31 protein-coding genes are annotated in these 26135 nt (G+C 69.4%); 11 read left to right on the forward strand and 20 right to left on the reverse strand.

Features of this window, described 5'->3' with window-relative positions; genetic code table 11:
• Positions 1-12: 12 nt before the first annotated feature.
• The 4 genes from AC3IX6_RS32555 (at position 13) to AC3IX6_RS32570 (ending at position 3324) form a co-directional block, all read left to right on the forward strand.
• Positions 13-315: a hypothetical protein gene (locus tag AC3IX6_RS32555; protein ID WP_489366873.1), complete on the forward strand. Its 303-nt coding sequence runs from the start codon at positions 13-15 to the stop codon at positions 313-315.
• A gap of 2 nt (positions 316-317) precedes the next feature.
• Positions 318-896 (forward strand): helix-turn-helix transcriptional regulator, encoded by a 579-nt coding sequence (locus AC3IX6_RS32560; protein ID WP_489371629.1) that lies wholly within the window; start codon positions 318-320, stop codon positions 894-896.
• A gap of 332 nt (positions 897-1228) precedes the next feature.
• Positions 1229-2482 (forward strand): fibronectin type III domain-containing protein, encoded by a 1254-nt coding sequence (locus AC3IX6_RS32565; protein ID WP_489366874.1) that lies wholly within the window; start codon positions 1229-1231, stop codon positions 2480-2482.
• A gap of 281 nt (positions 2483-2763) precedes the next feature.
• Positions 2764-3324, forward strand: coding sequence for a hypothetical protein (locus AC3IX6_RS32570; RefSeq protein ID WP_489366875.1), 561 nt, complete (start codon positions 2764-2766; stop codon positions 3322-3324).
• A 109-nt stretch (positions 3325-3433) separates the two neighbouring features.
• On the opposite strand, the gene AC3IX6_RS32575 is transcribed toward AC3IX6_RS32570, so the two are convergent.
• The 5 genes from AC3IX6_RS32575 to AC3IX6_RS32595 all read right to left on the reverse strand — a co-directional run bounded on the left by AC3IX6_RS32575 (position 3434) and on the right by AC3IX6_RS32595 (position 6052).
• Entirely contained in the window at positions 3434-4102 is a 669-nt protein-coding gene (locus AC3IX6_RS32575; protein ID WP_489366876.1) for a class I SAM-dependent methyltransferase, read from the reverse strand.
• A gap of 110 nt (positions 4103-4212) precedes the next feature.
• A complete protein-coding gene (locus tag AC3IX6_RS32580; RefSeq protein WP_489366877.1) occupies positions 4213-4719 on the reverse strand; it encodes a hypothetical protein in 507 nt (168 codons plus the stop codon).
• A 94-nt stretch (positions 4720-4813) separates the two neighbouring features.
• Positions 4814-4969 (reverse strand): hypothetical protein, encoded by a 156-nt coding sequence (locus AC3IX6_RS32585; protein WP_489366878.1) that lies wholly within the window; start codon positions 4967-4969, stop codon positions 4814-4816.
• The gene (locus AC3IX6_RS32590) at positions 4966-5163 is read right to left on the reverse strand and encodes a hypothetical protein (protein ID WP_489366879.1); all 198 of its coding nucleotides are present in this window, start codon (positions 5161-5163) and stop codon (positions 4966-4968) included. The genes AC3IX6_RS32585 and AC3IX6_RS32590 overlap by 4 nt, the downstream gene beginning before the upstream one ends.
• 316 nt (positions 5164-5479) lie before the next feature.
• Positions 5480-6052, reverse strand: a complete 573-nt coding sequence (locus AC3IX6_RS32595; protein ID WP_489366880.1) for a hypothetical protein — start codon at positions 6050-6052, stop codon at positions 5480-5482.
• Positions 6053-6252: 200 nt separating this feature from the next.
• On the opposite strand from AC3IX6_RS32595, the gene AC3IX6_RS32600 reads away from it, so the two are divergent.
• Positions 6253-7332, forward strand: a complete 1080-nt coding sequence (locus AC3IX6_RS32600) for a helix-turn-helix domain-containing protein (protein ID WP_489366881.1) — start codon at positions 6253-6255, stop codon at positions 7330-7332.
• An 18-nt stretch (positions 7333-7350) separates the two neighbouring features.
• Positions 7351-7932, forward strand: coding sequence for an HD domain-containing protein (locus AC3IX6_RS32605; RefSeq protein ID WP_489366882.1), 582 nt, complete (start codon positions 7351-7353; stop codon positions 7930-7932).
• A 76-nt stretch (positions 7933-8008) separates the two neighbouring features.
• On the opposite strand, the gene AC3IX6_RS32610 is transcribed toward AC3IX6_RS32605, so the two are convergent.
• From AC3IX6_RS32610 to AC3IX6_RS32625, 4 genes are all read right to left on the reverse strand, one after another.
• Entirely contained in the window at positions 8009-9238 is a 1230-nt protein-coding gene (locus AC3IX6_RS32610) for an IS30 family transposase (RefSeq protein ID WP_489364150.1), read from the reverse strand.
• A 75-nt stretch (positions 9239-9313) separates the two neighbouring features.
• A complete protein-coding gene (locus AC3IX6_RS32615; RefSeq protein ID WP_489366883.1) occupies positions 9314-9796 on the reverse strand; it encodes a hypothetical protein in 483 nt (160 codons plus the stop codon).
• Positions 9797-10254: 458 nt separating this feature from the next.
• Positions 10255-10770: a DinB family protein gene (locus tag AC3IX6_RS32620; RefSeq protein WP_405435598.1), complete on the reverse strand. Its 516-nt coding sequence runs from the start codon at positions 10768-10770 to the stop codon at positions 10255-10257.
• A 182-nt stretch (positions 10771-10952) separates the two neighbouring features.
• A complete protein-coding gene (locus AC3IX6_RS32625) occupies positions 10953-11540 on the reverse strand; it encodes a hypothetical protein (protein ID WP_489366884.1) in 588 nt (195 codons plus the stop codon).
• 222 nt (positions 11541-11762) lie between these two features.
• Between AC3IX6_RS32625 and AC3IX6_RS32630 the strand changes: the two genes are divergently transcribed.
• A complete protein-coding gene (locus AC3IX6_RS32630) occupies positions 11763-12212 on the forward strand; it encodes a hypothetical protein (RefSeq protein WP_489366885.1) in 450 nt (149 codons plus the stop codon).
• A 139-nt stretch (positions 12213-12351) separates the two neighbouring features.
• On the opposite strand, the gene AC3IX6_RS32635 is transcribed toward AC3IX6_RS32630, so the two are convergent.
• From AC3IX6_RS32635 to AC3IX6_RS32675, 9 genes are all read right to left on the reverse strand, one after another.
• The gene (locus AC3IX6_RS32635) at positions 12352-13266 is read right to left on the reverse strand and encodes a GIY-YIG nuclease family protein (RefSeq protein WP_489366886.1); all 915 of its coding nucleotides are present in this window, start codon (positions 13264-13266) and stop codon (positions 12352-12354) included.
• A 382-nt stretch (positions 13267-13648) separates the two neighbouring features.
• Positions 13649-14491: a hypothetical protein gene (locus AC3IX6_RS32640; RefSeq protein WP_489366887.1), complete on the reverse strand. Its 843-nt coding sequence runs from the start codon at positions 14489-14491 to the stop codon at positions 13649-13651.
• A gap of 11 nt (positions 14492-14502) precedes the next feature.
• Positions 14503-15165, reverse strand: coding sequence for a hypothetical protein (locus AC3IX6_RS32645; RefSeq protein ID WP_489366888.1), 663 nt, complete (start codon positions 15163-15165; stop codon positions 14503-14505).
• Between the two features lie 302 nt (positions 15166-15467).
• Positions 15468-15974 (reverse strand): hypothetical protein, encoded by a 507-nt coding sequence (locus AC3IX6_RS32650; protein ID WP_489366889.1) that lies wholly within the window; start codon positions 15972-15974, stop codon positions 15468-15470.
• A 163-nt stretch (positions 15975-16137) separates the two neighbouring features.
• Entirely contained in the window at positions 16138-16401 is a 264-nt protein-coding gene (locus tag AC3IX6_RS32655; RefSeq protein WP_489366890.1) for a hypothetical protein, read from the reverse strand.
• Positions 16398-16604: a hypothetical protein gene (locus AC3IX6_RS32660; protein ID WP_489366891.1), complete on the reverse strand. Its 207-nt coding sequence runs from the start codon at positions 16602-16604 to the stop codon at positions 16398-16400. Before AC3IX6_RS32660 ends, AC3IX6_RS32655 begins: the two co-directional genes overlap by 4 nt.
• A gap of 154 nt (positions 16605-16758) precedes the next feature.
• Positions 16759-17973, reverse strand: coding sequence for a DUF2637 domain-containing protein (locus tag AC3IX6_RS32665; RefSeq protein ID WP_489366892.1), 1215 nt, complete (start codon positions 17971-17973; stop codon positions 16759-16761).
• Positions 17974-18421: 448 nt separating this feature from the next.
• The gene (locus AC3IX6_RS32670; protein ID WP_489366893.1) at positions 18422-19012 is read right to left on the reverse strand and encodes a helix-turn-helix domain-containing protein; all 591 of its coding nucleotides are present in this window, start codon (positions 19010-19012) and stop codon (positions 18422-18424) included.
• Between the two features lie 7 nt (positions 19013-19019).
• A complete protein-coding gene (locus AC3IX6_RS32675) occupies positions 19020-19772 on the reverse strand; it encodes a hypothetical protein (RefSeq protein ID WP_489366894.1) in 753 nt (250 codons plus the stop codon).
• A gap of 697 nt (positions 19773-20469) precedes the next feature.
• Here AC3IX6_RS32675 and AC3IX6_RS32680 point away from each other — a divergent pair.
• The 3 genes from AC3IX6_RS32680 (at position 20470) to AC3IX6_RS32690 (ending at position 24149) form a co-directional block, all read left to right on the forward strand.
• Entirely contained in the window at positions 20470-20622 is a 153-nt protein-coding gene (locus AC3IX6_RS32680; protein ID WP_382738637.1) for a DUF2191 domain-containing protein, read from the forward strand.
• 235 nt (positions 20623-20857) lie between these two features.
• A complete protein-coding gene (locus AC3IX6_RS32685; RefSeq protein WP_489366895.1) occupies positions 20858-23374 on the forward strand; it encodes a beta-glucosidase family protein in 2517 nt (838 codons plus the stop codon).
• 61 nt (positions 23375-23435) lie between these two features.
• Positions 23436-24149, forward strand: a complete 714-nt coding sequence (locus AC3IX6_RS32690; protein WP_489366896.1) for a DedA family protein — start codon at positions 23436-23438, stop codon at positions 24147-24149.
• Positions 24150-24209: 60 nt separating this feature from the next.
• Here the strand turns inward: AC3IX6_RS32690 and AC3IX6_RS32695 are convergent, their stop codons facing one another.
• The gene (locus tag AC3IX6_RS32695) at positions 24210-24755 is read right to left on the reverse strand and encodes a gamma carbonic anhydrase family protein (RefSeq protein WP_489366897.1); all 546 of its coding nucleotides are present in this window, start codon (positions 24753-24755) and stop codon (positions 24210-24212) included.
• A gap of 125 nt (positions 24756-24880) precedes the next feature.
• Here AC3IX6_RS32695 and AC3IX6_RS32700 point away from each other — a divergent pair, with 125 nt between their 5' ends.
• Entirely contained in the window at positions 24881-25639 is a 759-nt protein-coding gene (locus tag AC3IX6_RS32700) for an acyltransferase (protein WP_489366898.1), read from the forward strand.
• Between the two features lie 65 nt (positions 25640-25704).
• On the opposite strand, the gene AC3IX6_RS32705 is transcribed toward AC3IX6_RS32700, so the two are convergent.
• On the reverse strand, positions 25705-25926 hold the full coding sequence (locus AC3IX6_RS32705; protein ID WP_489366899.1) for a PASTA domain-containing protein: 222 nt from the start codon (positions 25924-25926) through the stop codon (positions 25705-25707).
• Positions 25927-26135 lie beyond the last annotated feature (209 nt).

Genomic DNA, 26135 nt, shown 5'->3' on the forward strand with positions numbered 1-26135 from the left:
TGGCGCGATGTCGTGCAGGGGACCACGCCCTTCCTGCGCGCGATGGCGACGGCCGTCGAGGCGACGATGGTCGAGACCCCGCGGCCAGCGCCGGCGCACCGCGTGCGAGGGCATGACGGCCTGGTGGTCAGCGACGGCACGGTCATCTCGTACGCCGACGACGGCAGGGTGACCGGGGTTCGGACGTTGGCACCTACCGCGCTGCGGCCGTGGGAGCGGACAGCGGCCCCGCAGCGTGAGGCCGACCGCGACAGGATGCATCCCGAACCCGTAGTGGACGGCAAGGCCGTGTACCAGCCCCTGGGGGCTCGGTGAGCATGGATCAGGTCGGGCCCGAGAGTTTCGCCGAGCAGCTGCGCGAGGCCCGGCTGGAGGCGGGGCTGAGCCATTCCGAGATGGCCGCGAAGATCGGCGTTGGACGCCGCCACGAAATTCGTCTTGAGGCCGGCGGGCGGGCCCCGTCCAGCGGTGTCCTGCGCAAGCTGCGGGAACTGTTCGGTCTGGGCGAGCGGCGGCCCGCGAGTATGACGATCACGTTGGCCGAGGACAGCACCGAGGGGTACGTGGCCGCGGTGACCTCGGCCGCCGCCCAGGCCATCGAGGGCGGCCGGATGCCGGAGTATCTGGAGGAAGCCCCGGAGGGGTCCCTGCGGCGGGAGCGGGTGCGGGCCAAGCGGCACGCCGCCCAGGCGGCGCGGAAGGCCGTGGAGAGGACCCGGCAGCCGGGGTACTGGGACAAGAGCCTGCCCGAGGTGGAGGCGTCGGACCATCCCGGCTACCGCAGCCATGACGGCCACCTGGCCGATCAGCTGTCCGCGGCGATGTACCCCCGCAGGCCGCACACCCAGCCGGCACCCCCGAACCGGAATCCCTTCCGGGGGGCGATCGTGGACTGAGTGCTCACATGACCCTGTTTCCACGCGCGGGCCACCTGGACGGAGTTGCTGGGGCGATTACCCCGTATGAGGTGTGCGGCCCGGCCTGTACGGGCTCCAATTCGTCTCAGGGCAAACGGAGTTACCCGGTCCCGGGTCACCCTCCGGGCTGTGGTGCCAGCTGGTGGCCTGGATACCCAGGGAGTTACTGCCTCGTGCCGCACCAGGCCACCAGGACGCCGTAACTCCAGGCCACCAGTACGACCGTGTTAACAAGCCGGTCCGCCATGTTTGCGCAGTCCCAGGCCACCACCTACCCGACCACTACCTACGTACCGAAAGGGAGCACCATCATGGCTCGAGCAACCCTGGGCGATCCCGTTGTCAAGGATGAGACCGCGCAGACGCCTGTACCGATCCCCACGCCTACCTGGTACACCGCCAGCGCTGACGGCGCCGCGGCATTCCCACCGCACCGCCAGGTCCGCAAGGGCGATCCGATCCCCGGCGGGTACGCGGCCGAGCGTGAGTTCCAACTGTCCTGGAGCATGCCCTCCCCGGGCTCCAAGGGCGTCGATGTGGTCCAGGTCCGCGGGTACCACGTGTTCGTGGGTTCGTTGCCGATGCCTGCTGAGGGTCAGCCGGTACCGGTTCCCGCGGTGCCGACCACCCCGTCACTGACCCTGACGACGCCGGACAAGAACACCGTGCTGGACGGCTTTTACGTCCCGGCTCCTCCGCCGGCTCCGCAGGCCCCGCAGGCTCAACCGACCTGGACCCGCATCGCACCATCGACCGCCTACACGATTCAGCTCCAGGCGATCGGCCTGGACGGGACCCTTGGCTCCAAGTCGGCGGTGCTCAATATCCAGACACCGAGCGCGTTGCCGCGGGCCGCGTACGGGCAGCTCGCACCGCTGTCGACGCCGGGGCTGTCGTTCCAGCAGGGGCGCCCCACCCCGGACCCGGCGTCGGGCAACCCGGGGATGTATCACGTCCAGTTCAACGCGATCCAGGGCGCCGCCTCTTATCAAGTCGTCGGCAACAGCAACCCTCGGCCGGCTATGTCGAGCACGATCGGTCTCATGGAGGGTGACCAGCTGCTGGCCACCGCGACGCAACCGACGGTCGTGGATTCGCAGGCGCCGGTCCGGGTGTCGTTCGACAACCCGTTCGCGGCGGGCGACCGTGTCGAGCTGAAGGTGCGGGCGGTGCGGCCGGAGCAGTTGGGCGGGAACTCCTACTCGGCGTTCGCCTCGCTGATGACCGTGCTGCCGCGGACGTCGGCGCCCGCGCAGCCGACCAGCCTTCGCCTCTCCTCCTCGGTGACGGCCAACTCGGTGCCCGTCACCTGGAACATGGATTCCCCGGTGTCACCGCCGGTCCGGGAGTTCCGGCTGTACGAGTCGGGCACGTTCAAGATGGCGGTGCAGGCCCCTGCGACGTCGGCGACGGTAGGCGGCTACCAGCCCAGCAGCCCGTACAAGCTCACCGTCCGCGCGGTGTCGACGGCGGGCGAGAGCAGCCCCAGCAGTGTCCTGGAGGGCAGCACTGCCCCTGCGGAGACAGCCCGGGGCCCCGCGTCTGAGTCGGGGTCTCGGCGCTGAACAGGCTGCTGCTTCGCTCGGGCTGCGCGGCTGCGTTGACGGCGGCCGTGGACACCGTCAACCTGCTGGCAGCGTCTCGCCAGTGCACCGACCGATCCGCTATCGTGGTCAGCCTCGGCCGCCTCCGTCGCGGCGGCCTCGGCTCAGTCGAACGGCCCGTGACCGTACGGCGATGACGGCCCGAAGGTGCACCGCATCAACAAGGCGATGAAATCCACCAGCGTGCGTTCCTTCCCGGGCGCGCAGGGCACGGGACCGGTGCGCCGGAAACTGGAACAGTCATGGTGAAGAGGCACGCCCGGAAGAATGCTGCCCGGACCCGCCGCGCAGAGACGGGGCAGGGCCACCAGGCCGCGGTTCGTGGTGTTGCGGCCGGAGCTACCCCAGCGCAGGCATCCGACGTGTACGAGTTTGTTCTTCCCGCGCCCGTACTGGACGGGGCAGAGCCGTGCCGGACGTGCCACGGCAGCGGCGATATGCCGTACAACCGGACGCGGGTGAACATCAGCAGTCTTGGCCGCGTGGTGTCCGTTCGCTGGGCGTGCGACAACTGCGGCGGGTGTGGCCGCGCGGATCACAACAGGTGCAGCAACAACGTCCACTCCGGCGAACACTGGATCAACCCCTTCGACGGGTACGGCTACGACTACGAGAACCTCAACGCCACTGGGGTGCCTGTTTGCCCGCTGTGTCGAGGTCGACGGTTCGTGTACGAGTCCATAGAGGAACGAGTCGACGAGATCACGTGGACGGAGTACCTGCGCATGCCTTGCGCGTGTGCCGGAGACCTGCTGCGCATCAGGACCAATGGCGACAAGACGCCGGCTGAGCGCAAGGTCTGAAATCAGCACTGCGCCCCGCCCTCCGGCCGAGTGGGAGGACGGGGCGTTCGTGCGCAGGATCAGACGAGGGACGGCAGGGTGCCGCGGTGCCAGTAGCCGAGCCAGAAAGTCATGGCCGGGTGCCCTGCACGATGAGGGTGCCGATGTGCCCCGGTGTCGGCGCGTCGAGTTCGCGGGCTTCGACCTGCTTGAAACCGGCTTCGCGGAGGAAGCGCTCCCACGTCTCGGGCGTGTAGCTGTAGCGGTAGGTGAACATCGCCGGGCCCGCGAAGCCGCCCTTGTACATGCCCTGGGGACCGTAGGCGCCCGGGATTGCGGGGGGCTGGGAGAACACGAAGGTGCCGCCGGGGTTGAGGGAGCCGGCCACGAGCGGGAACAACTTTTCGGGGTCGGTGAACCAGGCGGCGCCGAAGATCGAGTACACCGCGTCGAAGGTGCGTTCCCCTCCGGCGAGGTGGGCGAGGATCTCCGCGGACACGAACTCAATGCCGAGGTGGCCGTACCGCCCGCTGGCGCTGGCCACGGCGACAGGGGACAGGTCGACGCCGGTCACCTTCACCCCCCGCTCGGCGAGGTAGGCCGCTGCACGGCCTGTGCCGAAACCGATCTCCAGCGCGGTCTCCGGGGCACCGAGGATGGCCGGGCCGGGGTCGGCGGGGTGGTCCTTGTACTGGGTCCAGCGGAACACCGGATCGCCGTTGGAGGGGTCCTTACCGGCGCTCTCGGCGAAGGCGTCCCACAGGGCGGTCTCGTGCTCGTAGTTGTGCGGTGCAGCCATGGCGGTGTCCTTCGGGAACGCGGGTGGGGCCCCGCCGATGCTCTGGCGAGGCCCCACACACTAGGGCTGGACGGTGAGGGAGGAGGCCGGTTCCGGCCGCAGTGCAGCCGTCAGTGGGAGTCGGGGACCTTGCTGTCGCACGGGGAGCAGGTGGCCCCGTCCTTGGCCCACAGCTCGGCATCCGGGGCGAAGCCGATGCTGGCCAGGAAGGCGGCGGTGTCGAGGACGGTGCCGTCGGCGCGGCGGGTGATGAACGGGGCGTGGTGCTTGTAGACGCCGCCGTTGTAGAGGTCGCAGAACGCGAAGAAGACCGGGGTGTCGAGGATGACCTGATGGACACCCTTGTCGACGATTTTGCCGACGCCGATGTGCACGTCGGGGTGTTCCATGCTGGCGATCATGTACATCACGGCGTTGCCGAGGATGCGTTCCGCGGTCTCGCGGGTGTCGACCTCGTCCCGCAGCAGCAGCGCGACCTCGCGGTCCCAGATCGTCATCCCGGAGTCCAGGATGTTGATGGTGAGGTGCTGAATGTGCGGCTCGACCGCGTTGAGCAGTTCGCGCGGGTCGCGGGACCTGGTGGTGGTGATGGTCTCGCGCTCGGTGGTGATGGTCATGGGTGGTGCTCCTCTCGATCGTTCGAGTGGTGCATGTCGGTGGTGCACCGGCCACGCCAACGCCTGCGAGATCGGCGGGGCCGGGGGCTGTGGGCTACGTGCAGCGGGGGCATTTGCACGGTGAGAGCTTCAGGGGCGCGGGCTCCAGGGCCGTGCCGGGTGCCACCTTGACGATCACCTTCGCGGTCTCGGTGATCGTCTCCCCGGTGTCCGGGTCGACGGTCCGCACCTGCATCCACATCGCGCTCATCCCGGCGTCCCATCCTGTTCGCCGGCCAGGCTGGCGAAGAACTTCTCCAGGCCGGACTCGGCGCGTTCCCGGAGCGCGGGGGACGGGTCGGGGGAGGCTTCGACCTCGCCCTCGAAGGAACCGCCCCAGGGGGTGTACTCGGGATGTCCCTCTATCTGTCGGGCGGGCGAACGGCGAGGGAGAGGCTGGGTCATGGCACGCTCCTGTCGGCGGAGGGATGGGTAGGGTGCGGAGCCATGAGCGCCCCGTATGCGACGGAAGATGACGACGAGCGGCCGGTGTGCGCGGTCTGTCCGGCCCTGAGATTTCCTCGGGCAGGGTTCGTCGTGGCCGACCGGCCGTCGTGGTGCTGGCCGTTCAACGGGGCTGACGGCTACCGGTACATGCCGGACGGAACTCCGGTGTGTGTCCACCCGGGAAAGATCGGTCTGACCCCGGAGCACATCGCCCCGCCGCCGGAGCCCTTGGAGTCCCGGCTCGCGGCGGAGCCGGAACCTAGGCGGCGCTGGTTCAGGCGGCGGTGAACTCGATGTCGTGTTCGCGGCCGGCGCGGTCCATGCCGATGCTGGCGTATCGGGCGGTGAGGATCTTCACCCGCCGCTCGACCTCGTCCTTCACCAGCCAGTACCGGGCCGGGGGCTCGCCCCACGCGAGCCGGTAGGCGAGGTGGGTGAAGTCGCCGCTGGTGTAGTCGGTGTGCTCCTGGTCGGTCTGGTGGATCAGGTGGAAGCCCGTACGGTCCGCGATCCGCGCGAACAGCTGCGGCTGCGCGATCATCGCGTGTGTCATCTCGTCCACCGGAACAGCGACCGGGATCTCCGCGAGCAGCTCGTCGCCGGTCAGGTCGAACACGGCCGCCTTGATGGCGAGTGCGCGCAGTCCCTCGGCGAACAGCGGGGCCTTGTCGGAGTCGAGGTTCCACCGGTCGATGACGGGGAAGCCCGTGAAGCACTGCCAGTCGGAGCTGTACTCCAACGTCGCGGCCTCGAACGCGCCGAACTCCTCGTCCGCCTCGATCGCGGCCAGGATCTCCTTCGCACGGTCGGCGACCCGCGCGGGGGTGGGCATCGTGCTGGTGCTCATCCGGAACTCCTTCGAGTGGAGGACAGCCGATCTCCCAGGGGGAACACACAGGGAGACCGGCTGCCGGGGGGTGCGGCGTCAACCTCGGTCCCGGGTACAGGGCCTGGTCGCTCCCGCGAGATGAACCTACGGTCGCGCTGCGTGCGGTAGGACTGACTGCGGGTACGTGTTACGGCAGGGGCCGCACCGGGGAGCGCGCGATGGCCACGAGACCAACGACCGGCACGATCGCGGGCTTTGTGCTGCGCACTGCGCGGGAATCGGTCCCGCTCACTCAGGCAGGGATGGCCGAGGCCCTGGGCGTGGACTTGGCCACCGTGCAGGGGTGGGAGTCGGGACGGCGGCCGGTTGCAAATATGAGGGCGGTGGATCTGCTGGGGCTTCGGCGGCGGCTGGCCGGCCTCGGTGCGGACGCGTCGGTCGTGGGGATGCTGGACGCGGCGATGGACGCCGATCGGATCATCAGCGCCACCCTCACCGGCACAGACGGGCCGCACCCGTTGGCCGAGTGGGTGCACACCAGGGACACCGCACACATGCTCGCCTGGGCCCTTACGGGGATCCGGCCGCCGTCCCTTGCCGGGATCCCCTCCCCGCGCCGCAGGGGGCCGGCAGCAGCCTCTCCGCTCCTTCCCGCTCCGGACCGGGCCGCGTTCTTCGAGCAGTTACGGACAACGGCAGAGGCGGCGCCCAAAACCGACCCGCAGGGAGTCCTCCTGCACCGCCAGGCCCTGTACCTGACCTCGTACGACAAGAGCCCGGAGGCGGTGGCGTGGACAGCGCAGGCTCTCCATGCCCGGCGCGGTCTGCTCGCGCGGCGAGGGTGGACTCCGCAGTGGGCGGAGGCGCGTTCGACGGCCACTGCCCTCGCACGGCTCGGTGACCCGGTGCCGCTGCTGGACTTCATCGAGCGGGCGATGGTGGACGACGACGCGGGCGAAGCCGCGAACTTGAACTACTGGGCGTATTGGTTGGGCGGGACCACGCTGCCGCAGTCCGACGACCTGTTCATGCGGGACCGGCAGCTCACCGGATGGGACCCGGTAACGCTCCTGCGCGGGCTCACGTACGGCCTCCACCACGCCCCGGGGTACGTGGACCTGTACGCGCACACCATGTGGGCCCTGCTGACGGCCCACCCGTGGCTGCCGCAGGCGTCGGGACTGCTGGTGCGGGACCTGGCGGAGCGTACCGAGCGTCTGCTGGACGGGGGCGGTATCTCGGAAAGGTCCCGCCGCGAACTCTCCACCGTGAACTACGTTTTACGTGATCGCACCTGACAGACCGGAGGTCACCACATGGCAGACGAGACGGCGAACGCCCAGGGCACGGCCGGGTTCCTCTTCGAGATGGGCGTACTCAAGAACGCCAAGCGGACCGGGTGGTGGTTCACCGGGAACAACAACCCCGAGTCGATCGCGGAGCACTCGTTCCGCGTCGGCATCGTCGGCGCCGTGCTGGCCATGATGGAGGGCGTCGACCCCGCGAAGGTCGCGCTGATGTGCCTGTTCCACGACACCCAGGAGACGCGGATCGGCGACATCCCGCACATCGGCCGCCGGTACATTGACGCGGCCTCGAACGAGACCGTCACCGCCGACCAGGTCTCTGCCGCGCACCCGGCGGTCAAGGCCGGGGTTCAGCGGGTGGTGGGCGAGTACGAGAACGGTGACACCCCCGAGGCGATCGTGGCGAAGGACGCCGACAAGCTGGAGTGCCTGGTGCAGGCGGTGGAGTACCGCGCCCAGGGCTACAGCCTTGTACAGGACTGGATCGACACCTCCTTGAACAGCCTCAAGACGGCGTCCGCGCAGGCCCTCGCCGAGGCCGCGCTGACGATGTCGCCGCTGGAGTGGCGGAAGACCTTCCTGGGGCAGTAGGCCGGGCCTGGAAACGAGGAAGCCCCCGCCGGGTCCGGGTGAATTCGAGGGGTCGTTGCAACACGTGGTCGGTTGATCAGGCCGCGAGCAGTTTAGACAGGCGCTCGGCTGGGGTTTCCCAGCCGAGCGTTTTGCGTGGGCGCCCGTTGAGTTCGGCGGCGACGGTGGCCAGGTCCTGGGGCGTGTGCCGGGACAGGTCGGTGCCCTTGGGGAAGTACTGCCGCAGCAGGCCGTTCGTGTTCTCGTTGGTGCCGCGCTGCCAGGGGCTGGCGGGGTTGCAGAAGTAGACCGGGATGTTCGTGGCGATGGTGAATGCCTGGTGGGCGGCCATTTCCACGCCCTGGTCCCAGGTCAGGGATCGCCGCAGGTGGGGCGGGAGGGTCTTCACCCTCTCCACGAGCGCGTCCCGGGTGCTGGCTGCCGTGTGGTCGACGGGCAGGTGGGCGAGCATCACGTAGCGGGTGGTGCGTTCGACGAGGGTGCCGATCGCGGACTTGCCGTCCTTGCCGATGATGAGATCGCCTTCCCAGTGGCCGGGGACGGCTCTGTCGGCGGCCTCGGCGGGCCGGTCGCTGATCATCACCATGTTCGGGATGGCGCGCGGCTTGCGCTTGTGGGACTGGCGGTGTGGCCGGCGGCGGGACCGGCCCGTCCGCAGGGCGCGGGTGAGTTCGCGGCGGAGTTCTCCGCGGCTTGGGACGTAGAGAGCCTGGTAGATCGTCTCGTGGGCCACGTGCATCTCCGGCCGGGCGGGGAACCGTGCCCTCAGAGCCTGGCAGATCTGTTCCGGACTCCAGCGGAGTGTGAGGTGGGTCTGGATGAACTGGCGTAGTTCGGCGCTCTGGCCGATCTTGCCGGGCTTGGGGCGGGGGCGCCGCTGCTCGGCGCGCCGGTGGGCTGCGTGGGGCCGGTAGGCCCAGCAGGACGAGTCGCCGCGTGGGGCAGTCCCGTTGCGGCGGATCTCCCTGCTGACGGTGGAGGGGCTGCGGCCCAGCTCGGCGGCGATGGTGCGGATCGACGCCTTCTCGCGTAGCCGGTCGGCTATGTGGATGCGGTCCTCTTCGCGGAGGTACCTGGATACGCCAGAAGCCGAAGCCTCCACGGTGATCGGAGGCTTCGGCTTCCCAGATGGCGGCGAGTGCCAACCGTTGCGCCATCTCTTGCCGGTCCGCAGGTTGATACCGACGATCCGGCAGGCTTCTCTGTTGCTGTAGCCCTGCTGCATGAGCCGGGAGTATGCCTCCCGCTCACGCGTCAGACGGCCGCCGCCCCCTGGTCCCCGGTTCTCCCGGATCTTGAAGTCCATCGCATCCCCTGAGCTGGGGTGTTGCGACGACCACTAGAACTCAAGCCGGAACGCTTCCGGGGGCGGGGGCTTTGGTCATCCAAGCAACTCCTCCGGCGGGATTACCCCGCTCAGCATCGTCATTAGCTCGTCCAGCTCTTCCTTCGTCGGCCAGTGCCCGTCCGCGGGCTTCCACTCCACCCGGTACCGCTGCGGAAGACGCCCCAGCGCCTCCTCCAGCTCCCGCAGCTTCATGGAGTACTTGGATTCCTTCCTGCCCGCCGACTCCGCCTCCTCCGCGCTCGCGGCCCACTCCGAGAACCCTTCAGGGCACCACGCGTTCCGCGCTGCCAGCGCCGCCTGCCACGCCCGGTACGGAGCGAGTTGTTCCCGCGCCCATCGCTGTTCTTCGGCCTCGCGCCTTTTGTCCTCGGATGCGGTCTCGCGCACCTTGTCCTCGTACTTGCGGCGCCAGCGCTCCGAGAACCACCAACCGCCGGTCGCGCTGATGCCGGCCCCGGCCCCACCGCCGGCCAAAGCAGGCAGCCCGTACTCCAAGAGCATGTTCAGGACTTCCAACCCAACCCCCTTGATCAACATCGCGCCGGCTGCACCATGCCACGGCGCCGTTCACTCCGGAAGAGGTCGTCCAGAAACACGAAGGCCCCCGCCGACGGTGGGCGAGGGCCTGGAGACGAAGAAGCCCTCGGTCCAGAGCGCTTGGACCGGGGGCCATTCAGTTGTGCTCTCACCGTATGCGGCTGAGGTGCCGGGTTGGTAATGCCCCGGAAAACAGCGAAGCCCCCGCGCCGGCCACTGGGGCTGACGCGGGGGGCATGGCCTGCCCTGTCTCGGGTTGGCAGGGGTGGGTTACTGAGATTTGATGCGTGATGTCGCTGGGTCGACGTCTTGAACTGCGAAGACGAGGGTTCACCGCGCGGCATCATGCGAAGATCACCAGTAACGGGCTCTCCCGCATTGGTCGTGAGGCGTGTTGGCCTTGCTCCTGAGGGAAGTGCCCGCTTCACGGAGCTGCGCTAGTAGTAGCCCTTCGTGCCGTCGAGTAGCTCCCGGACGATGTCCGCGTGCCCCGCGTGTCGCCCCGTCTCCTCGACGAGGTGGATCAGGATCCAGCGGAGGTTGGCGCTGCCGTCGCGGAAGTCGGGGTGGCGGCCGGCGTCGTCCAGGTCGGCCGCGGCAACGATCTCGTTGCTGCGGGCGCACTGGGCCTCGTACTCCGCGAGGAGCTCTGCGAGGGGGCGGCCGTCGGTGTGCCAGTCGGCGTTCTTGCTTGACTCGTCGAATGCGGGGTTCTGCTTCTTGTCGCCGCCAAGGAACAGCACTTCCAGCCATATGTGCTCGGTCCAGCGCATGTGGGAGATGAGACCGGCCATCGTCATGGCTGGTGAGGTCGGGATGACCGGGCGGCGCGCGTCCTCGTCGCTCAGCCCTTTGCATTTCCAGCGCAGGATCTGCCGCTGCAGGTCCAGCCAGCCGATGAGCGCGGTGCGTTCGTCCGCTTGGAGCGGGGGGCGTTCCAGTTCCGATGACATGCCGGCGCACGCTACCAGGGCGGTCGGGAGGGGGCCCTGGATGACGGGCTCTTCCGCGATTTGCGATCTTGGTCACGGTTGGGGACATCGGGGTGTTACTGGTGATCTTCGCATGATGCCGCGGGGCGGGCCCTCCTCTTCGCAGTTCAAGGCGTCGCCCCAGCGACATCACGCATCAAGCCTCAGTAGTTGGTGCAGCGCTTGTCCATGACGCCGAGGATGGTGTCGCCGAGGATCTTCTTGGTGATGCCCTGGGTTTCGACGTGGTCCTTGGTGACGGAGTCGCGGATGAACTGGTCTCCGAACAGCCCGCGGCCCAGGCACAGGCTCTGCCGGTCTGCTATGGGCATGTCGTCCCACACCTTGGTTCCGACGGCGTCGGCGAGGAGGCGGATGGTGGCGTCGGAGGGCGTCGTGGTGATGGCTACGGGCGTCGTGGTGACGTAGACGGTGGCGGTCTTGGTGACGGTGACGGTGGGGATCGGGTTGGCGCTGGCGCTGGCGCTGGCGGCTGCGACGGCGTGACCCTCGTCGTAGCCCTTACTTCCGGCGACGGTGCCGGAGATGGCGGCGGCGATGCCGATCAGGAGGAGCACACCGGCACCGGCGCCGACTCTGATACCGATCTTCGCGGCGGTGCTGAGTGGCTTCCTCGGCTGCTCGGGCTGCGGCTCCGGCGGGGGCGCCCAGGGGCTCGGGTGGGGGTAGCCGTACGCGGGTGGCTGAGTGGGCGGCTGCGGCGGTATCTGCGGCTGCTCGGGGGTGGTCATGCAGGGTCCTCGTCTGGAAAGTGCGCACAGGCGGCCTTCGTCGGCAGAAGGGATCCTTCGGCTGGCGCCCGCGCAGATTAGACCTTGAACGTCGGTCAATCCAGACGGGTCCAAAACGTGAAACAGCCCTACTGGACCGGGAAGTTCAGGTGACGTTCCGCAGGCCAGCGGCGACCCGAATGCTTCCTGGCGCCCAGCAGCCGGCCTTCGTACCCTCGCGGGATGACTGAAGACGAAGAGCGGTACTTGCTGGTGGGGAAGATGATCGTCTTCGCGGGCGAGCTGGAGTGGACGATCGGGACCCTGGCGGCGCACTTCACGGGGCAGGAATGGGACGGGCCGATCCTGGCGAACTCGTGGTCAGTGAACAGGAGGACAGTCCGGAAGGCCGCGGTGGACCGTGGTGAGACGCCGGAGCGGCTTGCGCTGCTGGGCAGGATCTTCGGGGAGTGCGAGAGGGCGTTTGAGCAGCGCCACCAGTACGTTCACGGACTCTGGACGTATACGCACACCATCGACAACATGTGGGAGCAGGTGGCCCCCAGTGCGACGCGGACACGCAAGGACGGCTCTCTGGAGAGGAAGATAGTCGCCGCGGACGACCTAGTGGTCCTCCAGGAGACGTTCAGCCGTCTCGGAAGGTCGATACGAGGGTGGGCGCGGGGGGAATGACCAAGGGCTGCCCGCCCGCACATGACGAAGCCACCCGCTGGCCGGCTTGGTGCCGGGGGCTTCGTCGGTGGTGCGCATGAGGGGGCGGTGGCTGGATAGATTCCGTCACCAGCTCCGAGCGGATTGGGACATCATGCGGTCAAGATGGATCTTGCTGAGGTCGCGGGTTGATCTCCTCGCCCCGCATCCCGTAGTAGTGGCGCAGACTGCGGGCGTGCCGGATGTTTTTGATCTTGTTTTCTTCGAGCTGTGCCGCTTGCCTTCTGTCGGCCCTGATGCGCTCCTTCACCCTGTCGTCCAGCGTGGGGTAGAAGGCCTCGAGGCCCATGTGTATGACTACAGGGCCCAGGGCAAACACGAAGGCCACGTAGGAACACGTGAGGATGCGGTCAGGGTGGCCCTCGGTCGCTTCCAACGCATAGCCGACGGCCGGGGAGGACGTGACGATGGCCGTCATGCCATACATCACTGCCAGCACGGGGCCTTGATCCAGCACCTGAGTCCGGTTACTGATGTCGGCGGCGACAGCACAGATGAGGAAGCATGGGATGGCGGCAGACAAGACGATCTGTGGAAGCAGTCCCATGTTCGAGACCCAAGCCAACAGCACGGCGTAGGCCGTGATGAAGACGCCGAGACCCAGGGCAAAGCGGCCGAAGCGGCGGAACCCCTTTGGAGTGCTGGTGTCGTGGGTGGCTTCGATCGAGCGGACGTAATGCTTGTTGTACGCCTCGGGGTCTTCCGCCTCCCACAGGGGATAGGCGGTGTCCCGAGTGAGCCCTGCCGTGGTCACCGCCTGGACCGGGTCCATACCGATGAAGTCGAACCACTCGCCGGAGAGGCGGCGGGTGGCGAACCGCTTATGCAGTGCACGCTCAGTGCGGGCGTTGCCGTGGAACACGGCGAAGATCACTAGTCTGGCCGGGTTTCCGGTCTGGATCTCTGACAGGCGGCGCTTCGGGTCAGAGGCTATGCCGATCTTGACCTTCATGGTCTTGGCGTCACCGATCAGGTAAACCCGGTCGGGGTCGCGGCGCGTGGCTTTGCGGGTCACGACTCTCCTACCAGGAACCGAAATCGGCGGGGCCGAATGACGTCAAGGGTGGGCGTGCCCACGGTCACAAGTCGACGCTACCGGGTGGCACTGACACTCAGTGCGGGTATGTGAAAGCCGCGCGGGAAGGCGAGCCGGTACCGCGGCAACCCACCGGAGGTGAAGCCGGTGGGGGTGGAGGAGCTGCGCGCCCTCAACGCCGACAGCGTCGCCGCCATGACCGGCCAGCACCTCCTTGCCGAGCCTTGGTCCATAGCAGGCGAGTGAGGGACTGACGGGACTCGGGAACAGGAGAGGGTTCTTCAGGCACAGCTGGCGGCTGGCACTCCGAGTCGGGTGCCGGCCGCCAGCAGTTCAAAGCAGGACACCCTGCACGGCGGATCTACCCTCCGAACGCTCCCATGACCTGGCCCACCAGCTCGCCGATCGCCTGGGCGCCGGGGGCTGCGTTCAGCGCAAGCATGATCCGCTGTCCAGCACTCAGCCGCGCTTGAGGGACCTGCTCGGTGTCTTCGAGTACCTCAACGTCGACCAGGAAGCCCTCCTGATCGGCCGGCGGTAGCGTCGTGGCGAAGCCACGCAGCTGTCGTACAACGTCGGCCAGCTGATCGGCCTGCACGCCTACGTTCTGGGTCACATTCATGCCCTGAGCGGCCGTACCGCCGTATACGTGCTGATTGAATACCGGCCCCGCAGGTGCGGGAGTCTGCTCGCTCACGTACTTGTTCACCTTCTGTCCGGACATCGCGCAGTATTCTCCGCGTGACGTCAGTGTCAGGGTCGAGGGATGGCCCTCCGCGGGTGTTAGTACCGCCAGGCCGTAGTCGCGAAGGCTCCGGGCGGCACGCAAGACCACCGCAACCTCCAGGTGCTCACCCAGGTAGACCGTGGTCGCAACGAACATCTGCAGCCGGACGGTGCCATCCGGTGACGCGAATGCCTGGGCAACCAGCCGATCGAGAACATAACCGAATCGGGCGCCGTGGTTGTCACGTACAGCCAAGATCCGATCTGCCTCGCGCAGACCGCTGTCGGTGATCGCAACATCCAAGCAGCCGGGGGCCTCCAGCACCGCGACATGGCCACATTCCTGGAGTAGCCATGCTGCTTCCTCCGCTCGCTGGAGGAGCGCTTCATCGTCGCCGGCGAACTCTTTCACACTGACGTACTCGCCTGCCCACCTATTGGTACGGCTGCTGAGCCAGATCAGCAGCACGTCCGCCATGCCCTCGGCTGTCACGAGCCCTCAGATTTCCGCTCGACGACCGTCTGGGACACATCGACGCCTTGCGCTCCTACGGCACCCGGGTGGATGTGCTGTTCGAAGTGTTGGGATTTCGGTGCGATATAGCTGCGGACTGGTTGACCTGACATTGCGCAGGCAAAGCCCTCGGGCTGCAACCAGACACCGGTCAGCGGACCGCCGGTCGTGCTGATCATCTTCAGTCCGGCCAAGTTGCTCGACGCCACAGTGATCTCAGCGACCGCCAATGGGCTGCCGTAGAAGGAGTTCACGTCCGAGTCGACGAAGCCGAGGAGTTCCACAGGACGCCCAGGTTCGGCCGTCTCGAACACCCAGGTGAGGATTGCGTTCTCGGCAAAGACCAAGCGGTCGCGCCGACTGCCGATAGCCCTCCGGCGCCGGTCAGCTTCCCGCACGCCAGCGGACGTCAAGGTATAGAAGACGATCTCACCGGCAGCGTTGCGCCCGCGAGGGCCGACGTGAGCCCACCCCCGGGCAACCAACCCATGAATGCCGTCTTGAACCGCAGCCTCGTCGGACAGCGGCGACCGGCTGGGAGAAATATGGATGTTGGGCCCAAGGTGACACGTAGTGTCACCTCCGCTCTCGTCCATCGCCCAGAACAACAGGGTGTCGACGAGCCGATCAGTCGTCATGGGGCGAGTGTAGGTCCGGCAGCCGGGCCGGTGGCCCTGCTCGGTGCAGGGGTCCGGAGACGGCTGGGGGAGACCGAAGAGCAGTAGACGGAGAACATCGAGGGCGCCTTCGCGACGCTCCGCCTTACGGGACCAGACGGCGGGCAACACCACGATGACGGTCACTGCGAGCAACATGAGCCGTGGTGCGCGGCCCGTCAGAACCTTCAGGAGACCTTCGGAGGACAGCACGATCGAGACCCCTCCAGGAGTCTCGGTTTGCCATAACCGTGAGTGTCTGCAACTGATCTGCTGCGGGCGACCTATGGAGTTCTGGTGCCGATGGGAGGCACCTCGGCGGTACCGGGACCACCCACCGTCCACCTTACGGTCTGAGTGTGGGCTCTACCGCCCCTTCTGTACTCCTCGTACGCGTCGCGGAGGTGGGCGGCCTCCATGCCGAAGCCGCCGTTGACGATCTTCTCGCCCTCGTGGAGGCGCTGGCGGACCGACCGGGTCTGCCGGCCGAAAACCGTCGATGACCACGTCGTCGATCCGGTGGGCGTTCCTGCAAGGAACAGGTCGTGCCCTTGCCGGTTACACCGGAAACCGTCAAGTACTCCGGCGAAATCCTCTCGGACGATGCTCTCCAGTAAAACCGGGAGCAGTTCACGCCTCGGGGTGCCTTCGGTAGTCACGATCATCAGCGCGTCGCTGCCCGGTGGTGCCTCCACAGCCAAGGCTCGGATGCGCCCACACCGTCCACCCTCACTAGCGCACCGGATCTCGATCGCAATCGGCCTGCCTGCCCTACGTGTGGTCTCGGGCATCCGCTTTAGGGTCAAGAGTCACCATCTACCTTGCCGTCGGCATCGTTTAGACGTCCGCGCGGCCCTCGGCGCACGCCTGTTGGAGCAAGCGTATTGCTCAGCTTCGTCCCTGACGTGCCTCATTCGACTCAACGGCTCCGAGCTGGAGAACCATTTGGCAACCCTAGATATCGATCGCGGTGTCGACGCCGACCGCGGCGGTCATCCGGTAAGCGACGTGGTTCGACCACAGCACCGCCGGGAACAGGCCCACGCCCAGTACGGCGGGGGCGCGGAGGGGCCGCAGGCGGCGGACCGTGGCCCGGACGCGGTCCCAGTCGACGGCGTGGTGCGCATCGGGGGCGAGGACGGTGATGTGGTCGGTGTGCCCGTACCGCTCGGCGGTGTCGGGCGCGGTGGGGATGCTGTGCCACTGAACGCCGGTCACAGGGCCACCACCAGCCGCAGCAGGACGGAACGCACCGCAAGTTTTTCGTGGTCGGGGACGGCGGTTTGAACCGGACCGGCGACCGGCTCCGGGGCCTGCGAGGCGTCAACGAAGCACGCGGGCAGTAAGGCCAGCAGGTAGCCCGTTGCGGTGATGCGTACGCCGCGGCGCCGTATATCGGACATCATGGTCGTGTCTCCCACGGGAGGTACTGCGGCCGGACTCGGATGCCTGCGAAGCGAATTACCGAGTCCGGCCGATCCTTTTTGGATCCGGGCCGGCGGCCCGTGGCTCCCACTCGATTCGGTGCGCTTCCCGGTGTGGCGCTGCCGTATCGAGCGGGACAATGAGCGTCGGTCAGGTGGTGCTGGTGGTGCTCTTCACGGCGGCGAGGGCGCCGTTCACCTCGCCCGTGGTCCATTTCGTCGCGCGTACAAATGCGGCTTTCGTGAGGTTTGGTTTCGTTGCGCGGGTCGCATCCCATTCCTCCCGGATTGAAGATCGCTTGGCTGCGGTCTCCCGCATGACCCGCTCCCGGCGCTCGGCCAGCGGATCGACGGGCGGGGCGGGCAGCTGGGGCGGGGTGGGCGGGTCGTTCGTCACTTCGGGAGTGACCTGCGGTTTCTCGGAGGGAATTGACGATTCGTCGGCAGACTCAATCATTCGAGCGTCCGGGCCAACCTGCGCGGGAACCTGCAACTCGTCCTCGCACTCCGGCATCTCCTCCTCCGGGGTGGCGGCCTGCGGAATGCGGGCGGTGACCTCCTCGCGGGGGGCGCTGGGGGTCTCCTTGGCCGCGTACGCGACCTGTCGGGCAGTAATGACCGGCTCCAGTCGGCGCGGATTACCGATTTTCTCGGCGGGTGCCGGCCGCCACTCGATGTCGATCCCCGCAGCGACCAGTCCGGCCGGGGCGGTCTGGGTCAGCGGTACACCCAACTTGGCCAGGCGGAGCGGCAGCACCGCCTCCACGGGGGCCTTCCAGCGCCAGGCGCGGCCGTAGTGGGCTTGGAGGCGTGCCCGGTAGATCAGCCGATCCTGCTCCATGCCGACGGCCTGCTCGTAGCTGCGCAGCTCCCACAGCTTCATCCGGCGCCACAGCTTGAACGTGGGCACCGGGGCCAGCAGCCAGCGGGTGATCCGCACGCCGTCCAGGGCCTTGTCCGCGGTGATGTCCGCGATCCGGCCCACGGCGTGCCGGGCCGCCTCCACCGTCACCACGAACAGCACCGGGATCACGGCGTGCATGCCGACGCCCAGCGGATCTGGCCAGGCTGCCGCACCGTTGAACGTGATCGTCGCCGCGGTCAGCAACCACGCGATTTGGCGCAGTACCGGGAAGGGGATGCGCATCCACGTCAGCAGCAGGTCCAGCGCGAGCAGTACGCCGATGCCGAGGTCGATACCGATGGGGAAGATGCGGGCGAAGCGGCCGAAGCCCTTCTCCACCGCGAGTTGGTGAACGGCGCCGTAGGACCCGATGAAACCGATCGTGGCGACGAGGACGCTGCCGCCGACTACGACTCCGATAAGGACCCGGTGGGTCCGAGTGAGCTGGGGGACGCTCGTCACCTCCCCCTCCTTTCCGTGCTGGTGGTGCTGTTCTGCCGCCGCCGGAGTTCGGCGAGCAGCTTGCGGATCGCCAGGATTCGGATGGCGTCGGCGAGGCGCTGGTGGTCGTTCACGAGCCGGTCCCAACGTGCAGGGCCAGCCAGACCACGAAGAGGACGACGGCGAGATTTGCGAGGACCGAGCCGCAGCCGGCCTTGTCGTCGGGGTTCACGACTCCCCCGGAAGAACTTTCCCGGGCCCCGGTCATCGCTTCGGCGGCGGCCGGGGCTTCGCCATGTCCCCGCCGACCGCCTCGCGGTTGAAGAGCGGCGGATGCACTTTGGCCGCGTGCCCCCAACCCCCACAGCGGCACACGCACGGGCTCAGCGGGTCGGCCTCGGCGCACGCCTCGCTCGCGCACGGCTCCGGGGTCATCGGAGCTTCCCGGCGGGGGCTACCTGTTGCCTGGTCATGCGGCGACCTCCATGTCGTCGTGGCTGATCCATCGGCCCTCGGTGTCGACGGACCACCCGTCGATGACCTGGCCCGTGTCGGGGTCCACCAGCTGGCCGTCCACCGAGACGTACTCGGTGGCCACGAGGGCCGGGTGGACCTCGTGGCTCGCGGTGCGACGCTTCTCTTGGGCGGCGGCGATCTGTTCGTCCCGGTGGCGGCGCTGGGCCTCATGGCGGGCGCGGCGGCGGTCCCCGGTCCCGACGGTACCGAGGCGTTGGGCGGCGTCTTCCCAGCTGATGACCGGGTCGGTGCAGTCGTCGGACTCCTCGCCGATGCCGTCCAGGGCCTGCTCAGTGAGCCGGTACAGCTCGCCCTCGCGGACGACCAAGCCCATCTCGGCAAGCTGGGCGACCCGGCGGTAGGCGGTGGCCTGCGATACGGAGGCGGACCCCTGGAGGTCGGCGACAGTCTGTCCGTCGTCCGCGGCGAGGGCGGCGAGGACCGCGAGGCCGGACCCGCCGAGCCCGAGGTGTGCGAAGGCGTCGGTGGCCATGACCTGGGCTGCGGCTCGTGAATCGAGGTTGGCTGACCTGGTGTTTCTCACGGTGACCTCACTCAGGTCCCCCCCCAGCCTTCGGCACCTGGCGGGTGGGGTCGTTGTGAGAACCCGTTCCCGTCAGCAGGTACCAGCTGGCGCCTTCGGTCGTGGAACCGTGGTCCACCTGCCACAGCAGTCCGGCCGCCTTCAACCGGGAGTTGCTCCGGCGCGCGGCCTTCTGGGAGCATCCGATGCCTTCGGCCAGGTGGCGCTCAGACAGGGCGTGTTCCCGTCCGCCGACCATGTCGCAGATGCCCAAGCGGAAGATCAGGTTTTTCAGATCGGTCTTGCTGGCCGTGCCCTTCCAGGCCGCCGTCTCCACCTTGACGCGGAGGGTCGCGAGGCCGGCGTGGGCGTCCTGACGGGAGGTGATGCCGTCCGACCCTGCGTTCTGCTGCTGACGTGCCGCCCACAGGCGCCGGAGGTACTGGTCAGTCGACGCCCAGCCCTTGCGGCCCACGAAGCGCCGGACATGATCGGCGCCGCGTCCGGGGTGCTCCATCAGCAGGTCCCGGAACGCGGGGTACTCGGCGCCGACGCGGACCGCCCAGCACACCAGGGCGTACGTCACCGCGTGGCCGTGCTCGGAATCGGACCCGCCGCGCTGGAGGGACCAGTGGGCGTACCGCTGGTCCACGTCACCTTCCACCAGCACGCGCAGCATCCGCGCGGACATATGTGGAAGGGCGGCCAGCAGATCCAGCCGGGCGCGGTATGCGGGGGCAGAGCGTTGGGCCGGAATCTTCACGGGGGTGCTGGCGGTCATCGGACACCGCCGTCAGCACGACGCGCCGCGTGTACCCCGGACAGCCCACGAGGCTCCGACAGCGCGTGACTATCCCTGGGTGTCCCGGTACGTCCCGTGTCTACATCTTGTGATCGGCCAGAGGTCGGCTGAAAAGTGACCCCCTCGAAGGGGGGAGCGGGATGCACGGCCCGCGGGCGCTGTGCCATCCTGGAGGCGTCCGCACCGCTGGGGTGAGGTGTGGCCCCCGAAGTCTTTCGAGGCATTGGGGTAACCGGGTTCTGGGTTTGCAGAACTTGAGACCGGGACGGAGTTGCTGCTCCTAGCGGTCACTGGCCTTCGGGTCGGCGTAGCCCTGATGCATGAAGGCCCGGAGCGTCCAACTCCGGGCCTTCTGCATGTGCAGAGGCCCCGCCGGGGAGCCGTTACGGCGGCATCGGAACCAACTGCTCGCCACTGAGCACCCACTGAGCACATGCCAGCGGGAAACCCCGGGATGCGTCGGGACGCGTGGGGACGTGAAACCGCAGGTCAGTAGCGGTATTGCCGGTCATTACCCCAGGTGCAAGATCACGGCATCCAAAGGACCGTCGTCTGGACGCTGCGCCCCAACGCCTGAGCCCGCTAGAGTCCCTCCTCCGACGACGGATGGAGGGGTCCCGTGCCGGGCCGAGCCAAGATCAGCATCAGCCTCGAAGCCGAGCTCGTGGTGGAGGTGATGGTCCTCGCCGGGATCGGTTCTCCCCAGGACGCGGTCGAGGCCGTCGTACGGGACTACGTCGAGCGCGGCCACCGCACCGAGGCACGGGTCCAGCTCCAGGACGAGCCCCGGCGCGAGGCCGACCTCGGGCAGCAGCCGCCGCAGGGCTGAGCTCGGGCGGCAGCCGGTGCAGGGCTGACCCAGGGCAGCTGGTGCGGGGCCGAGCTCGGGCAGCCGCCGCAGGGCCGGCCCTCGGCAGCCGCCGCCGCAGGGCTGAACATCGGCGGTGTGGTGGCGCGCCTGAAGCGGGCCCGTGCGGCGATCGGCGCACAGTGGGCGGCGGGAGCGGTCCGGCGCGGGCCGCTCCCGCCACCTGACGCCGATGCCCACGCCGCAGGGAGCGCCCATGAGCGAGGCCGTGTCCAGACGCCGTGCGATGCGCCTCCTCGGGGCGATGGGCGCCGCCCTCGGCGCGGCCTCCTGCGTACCGGCGCCGCCGCCCGGCGCGCAGCCCCGTAAGGCCGCCGCCTCCCCGGCCGCCGCTCCCGCGGCCGTCAGCGCCGCCCGGATCGACGCCCTGCTGGACCGGCTCACCCTTGAGGAGAAGACCGTCCTGCTGCACGGCGGCCCGGACCCGCAGCCGCTCGGCCAGGCCGGCTACGTGCCCGGCATCCCGCGCCTGGGCATCCCGGCGCTCCGCCTCGCCGACGGTCCGGCGGGGGTGCGCGTCGCCAGGCCCGCCACCGCGCTGCCCGCGCCGGTCCTGCTCGCCTCCGCCTTCGACCCGGCGCTCGCCCGCGCGTACGGGCGGGTCATCGGCCGCGAGGGCCGTGCGCTCGGCATCGACGTGCTCCTCTCCCCGATGGCCAACCTCATCCGCACCCCGTACGCCGGACGGAACTTCGAGACCTTCTCGGAGGACCCGAAGCTGACGGCCGACCTGGTCGCCGAGGTCGTCCGCGGCATCCAGGACGAGGGGCTCATCGCCACCGTCAAGCACTTCGCGCTCAACAACCAGGAGAAGGGCCGCGACACCGTCGACGTGATCGCCGCCGAACAGACCCTCCACGAGACGGAGCTACGGGGCTTCGAAGCCGCCGTGGCCGCCGGGGCCGGCGCCGTGATGGGCGCCTACAACAAGGTCAACGGGGTCTACGCCTGCGAGAACAAGCCGCTCCTCGACGAACTGCTCCGCGGGCGCTGGGGGTTCGACGGCTGGGTGATGTCGGACTGGGACGCCACCCACAGCACCGTCGCCTCGATCGGCGCGGGCCTCGACATGGAGATGCCCGCGGGCACCCACTACGGCGCCCCGCTCCGGGAAGCGGTGCGCGGCGGCTCCGTCCACGAGGACACCGTGGACCTCGCCGTACGCCGGATCCTGACCACCATGGACCGCTTCGGACTGCTCGCGGGGCGCCCCGCCGCCCGGCCCGCCCGGGACGCCGCCGCCGGGGCTCGCACCGCACGGCAGATCGCCACCGCCGGAGCGGTCCTGCTGCGCAACGAGCGGGCCACCCTGCCGCTGACGGGCCCCGCCGCCCGCTCCATCGCCGTGATCGGCCCCACGGGGCGGACCCCCTTCGTCGGCGGTGGCGGAAGCGCCCACGTGGTGCCGGACGCGGCCGCCGCCCCCCTCGACGAGATCCGGCGGCGGGCCGGGAGCGGCTCGACGGTGTCCTACGCGCTCGGCGAGGACCTCTACGGGCGCCCGCTGCCGGCGAAACTGCTCACGCCCGACGCCGGCCTCGACGACCGGACGGTGGCCCCCGGGCGCACCTGGGGCTTCGAGGGGACCTTCCGGCTGGCGGCCGACGACGAGTGGACCCTGCTCGTCCACTACACCGGGAAACGGCCGGCCGTCCGGCTCGACGGGGAGGAGCTCTTCCCCGTACGGCAGGGCGTGGCCGAGCAGTTCGCCGGCGGACTGCTCGGAGCCGCCCCCGACGGCCGCACCGTGCGCCGCCGCACCCTCGCGCTCAAGGCGGGCGAACACCGCCTCGCCGTCTTCGCCGAGGGCGGGCCCAAGGGGCAGCGGCTGCGGCTGCGGCACACCACGAAGGCGACCCGCGCCGCGGACCTCGCCGAGGCCGTCAGGGCGGCCAGGGCGGCCCGCAGCGTCGTGCTGTTCGCCTACGAGGACGCCACCGAGGGCAGCGACCGCACCTCCCTGGGGCTCCCCGGCGGCCAGGCGGCGCTGATCGAGGCCGTCGCCGCCGCCAACCCGCGCACCACGGTGGTGCTCAACACCTCCTCCGGTACGACCATGCCGTGGCTCCCGCGCACCGGAGCGGTCCTCCAGATGTACTACCCGGGGCAGGAGGGCGCGGCCGCCACCGCCGACGTGCTCTTCGGCGACGCGGACCCGGGCGGCCGCCTCACCCAGACCTTCCCGGCCGACGAGCGGGTGACCCCGGTCGGCGCGGACCCGGTGCGCTACCCCGGGGTGGGCGGACGGCAGGAGTACACCGAGGGGGTGCACGTGGGCCACCGCTGGTACGACCAGCAGCGGGTGGCTCCGCTGTTCGCCTTCGGGCACGGGCTCTCGTACACGACGTGGGCGTACGAGAAGCTGGCGGTCCGGCCGGGCGGCGCGCACGGGAAGGGCGCCGGGCTGCGCGTGGAGTTCACCGTCCGCAACACCGGACGCCGCACCGGCACCGAGGTGGCGCAGGTCTACGTAGGGCCGTCCCCGGACCTGAAACTGGACCAGCCGGTCCGGGCCCTGGCCGGGTACCGGCGCCTGACCCTGGAACCCGGCGAGGCGCGGCGGATCGTCGTGGACATCGACGCGCGCACCCTGTCCTCCTGGGATCCCGTGCGGGACGCGTGGGTGCTGGGGACGGGACGCCGGGCGGTGTTCGCGGGGCGTTCCTCGCGCGAACTGCCGCTGCGGGCAAAGGCTGTGGTGGCGACCGGATAGGCTGCCCGTTCGGTCCGCCACAGGGGGCGGGCCGGGCGGAACAACTCGGGAGGACGTACCGGTGCACATCCAGGAATGGCTGGAGACGATTCCGGCGGTCAGCATCTACCTCCTGGTGGGGCTCGTCATCGGACTGGAAAGCCTCGGCATCCCGCTGCCGGGGGAGATCGTCCTGGTCAGCTCGGCGCTGCTGGCCTCGCAGCAGGGGCACATCGACCCCGTGGTGCTGGGCATCTGCGCCACCACCGGGGCGATCGTGGGCGACTCGATCGGCTACGCGATCGGGCGCAGGGGCGGGAAGCCGATGCTGGAGCGGCTGGGCCGGCGCTTCCCCAAGCACTTCGGGCCGGACCAGGTGGCCATGGCGGAGCGCTCCTTCGACAAGTGGGGCATGTGGGCCGTCTTCTTCGGGCGGTTCGTGGCGCTGCTGCGGATCTTCGCGGGGCCGCTGGCGGGCGTGCTGCACATGCCGTACTGGAGGTTCCTCGTCGCGAACGTCCTCGGCGGGATCCTGTGGGCGGGCGGCACGACGGCCGTCATCTACTCGATCGGGATCGTCGCCGAGCCGTGGCTGAAGGGGTTCTCGTGGGTGGCCCTCGCCCTGGCCGTCGTCTGCGGGGTCGGCATGACCGTGGTGGTGCGCGGACGGATGAAGAAGGCGGCCGCGACGGCGCGGGCCGGGGCCGGTACCGACGCGGCTGCGGCCGGTGCGGCCCCGGACGCGGCCGCGGTGCCGGGGCAGGCTTCGACCGCTCCGACCGTGCTCACCGACTGAGGGGCCGGTTCCCCGCCCGGCCGGAGGGCGGGGCGGGGAACCGGTGCCGGGCGGCGCCGGTTACGCGCCGGGGGCCACCGAGGCGCTGTGCTGCTTGGCCAGTTCGGTGTACATGAGGGCGTTGACCTTGATGCCCTCGCGCTCCTCCGCGGTCAGCTCGCGCCGCACCTTCGCCGGGACTCCGGCGACCAGCGAACCGGGCGGGACGATCATGCCCTGCGGGACCAGCGCCTGGGCGGCCACCAGCGAGCCGGCGCCGATCACCGCGCCGTTGAGGACCGTCGCGCCCATCCCGATCAGGCAGTCGTCCTCGACCGTGCAGCCGTGCACGACGGCGTTGTGCCCGATGGAGACGCGCTCGCCGATGGAGACCGGGAAACCGGGGTCCACGTGCACGGTGCAGTTGTCCTGCACGTTGCTGTCGGCGCCGAGCGTGATCGGACCGCAGTCCGCGCGGAGCACCGCCGAGTACCAGATGCTCGCGCCCGCGCCGAGGCGCACGTCCCCGACCACGACGGAGGTGGGAGCGGTGAACGCCGTCGGGTCGATCTCGGGGTTCTTCCCGCCGACACCCGCCACGAGTGCCTGGGCCGCCTGCTGCGTCATGTGTTCTCTTCCTCTTCCGGTACGTCGCGTCGCGCTACCGGAACCGTAGGCCACGCCCCCCGCACCCCCGGGGATGGGGTGAAGATCACGGCGCGGCCCGGGCCCCGGCGCGCTACGGTGACCCGGTGGCGAAGAACCAGAACACGTTCTCTTCTCAGACGGCGCTCCCTTCCCTGACGGCGCTGCGCCGCAGGCTCGCCGGGCGCGCGGTCCACGCGGGCTGGCGCTGGATGCAGCGGGCCGGAGCGGTCACCGCCCAGACCCCCGGAGGGCTGCGCTTCGGCGCCATCGGGCACGGCACCCGGCTCGCGTTCCCGCAGGGCACGGTCTTCGGCGCGCCCTGGATCCGGCTCGGCGACCACTGCATCATCGGGGAACAGGTCACGCTCACCGCCGGGATGATGCCGGACCTCGACCTCGGCGCCGAACCGGTCCTGGTCCTGGGCAACGGCGTGGTCATCGGCCGCGACAGCCACGTCATAGCCGACACCCGGATCACGATCGGCAACGACACCTTCTGCGGTCCCGGGGTGTACATCACCTCCACCAACCACAGCTACGACGACCCGCACGAGCCCGTCGGCAAGCAGTGGCCGCGCAGCGCCCCGGTGGAGATCGGCCCGGGCTGCTGGCTGGGGACCGGCGCGGTGATCCTGCCCGGGGCGCGGCTGGGCCGCAACGTCGTGGTCGCGGCGGGAGCCGTCGTACGGGGCGAGGTCCCCGACCACGCCGTGGTGGCGGGCGCGCCGGCGCGGATCGTCCGCCGCTGGGACCCCGAGACGGGCTGGCAGCCACCGCTGCGCACCCCGGCCCCGGTCCCGATCCCCGACGGGGTGACCCCGGACCAGCTGCGCGCACTGGCGGACGTGACGGAGCCGGAGTGAGCCCCACCCGCCGCCCGTGAGGGCCGTGCCGGCCACCGGGTGGCGGGGCGGCCGGAGCCGGTGGGTCAGGGGCAGGTCTCTTCGAGCTTGACGGTGTGGAACACGATCTTCGTGCCGGTGGCGGCCTGCGTACCGGCGGCAGGCGTCTGTGAGCAGACCTTCCAGTTCCGGTCGAGGACCTGCATGCGGCTCTGGCCGAGGGCGTCCGTGGAGCCGAGGAGGAAGAACCCCGCGGCCTGCGCGTCGTCCTGGGCGGTCTGCAGGACCTGACCGACACCGCTGGGCACGGCGGCCCGGGCGGCTGCCGGTCGGAGCCGCCGGCGTGGGGTGCCGGTTTCGCAGCTGGCGTGCGGAAGGGTCCCCTTGGAGGGCCTGCGGGTCCTGGCTCGGCCTAGGTGTTCTGTCCCGGGAGATTGTGGACGGGTGATGCAGGTCTCGGCTGAGGGATCTTGAACGGGTGAGGGCCTTCCGGGTTTGGTGTGGATTGCGACGTCTA

The sequence above is a fragment of the Streptomyces sp. GL_141 genome, assembly GCF_057834385.1.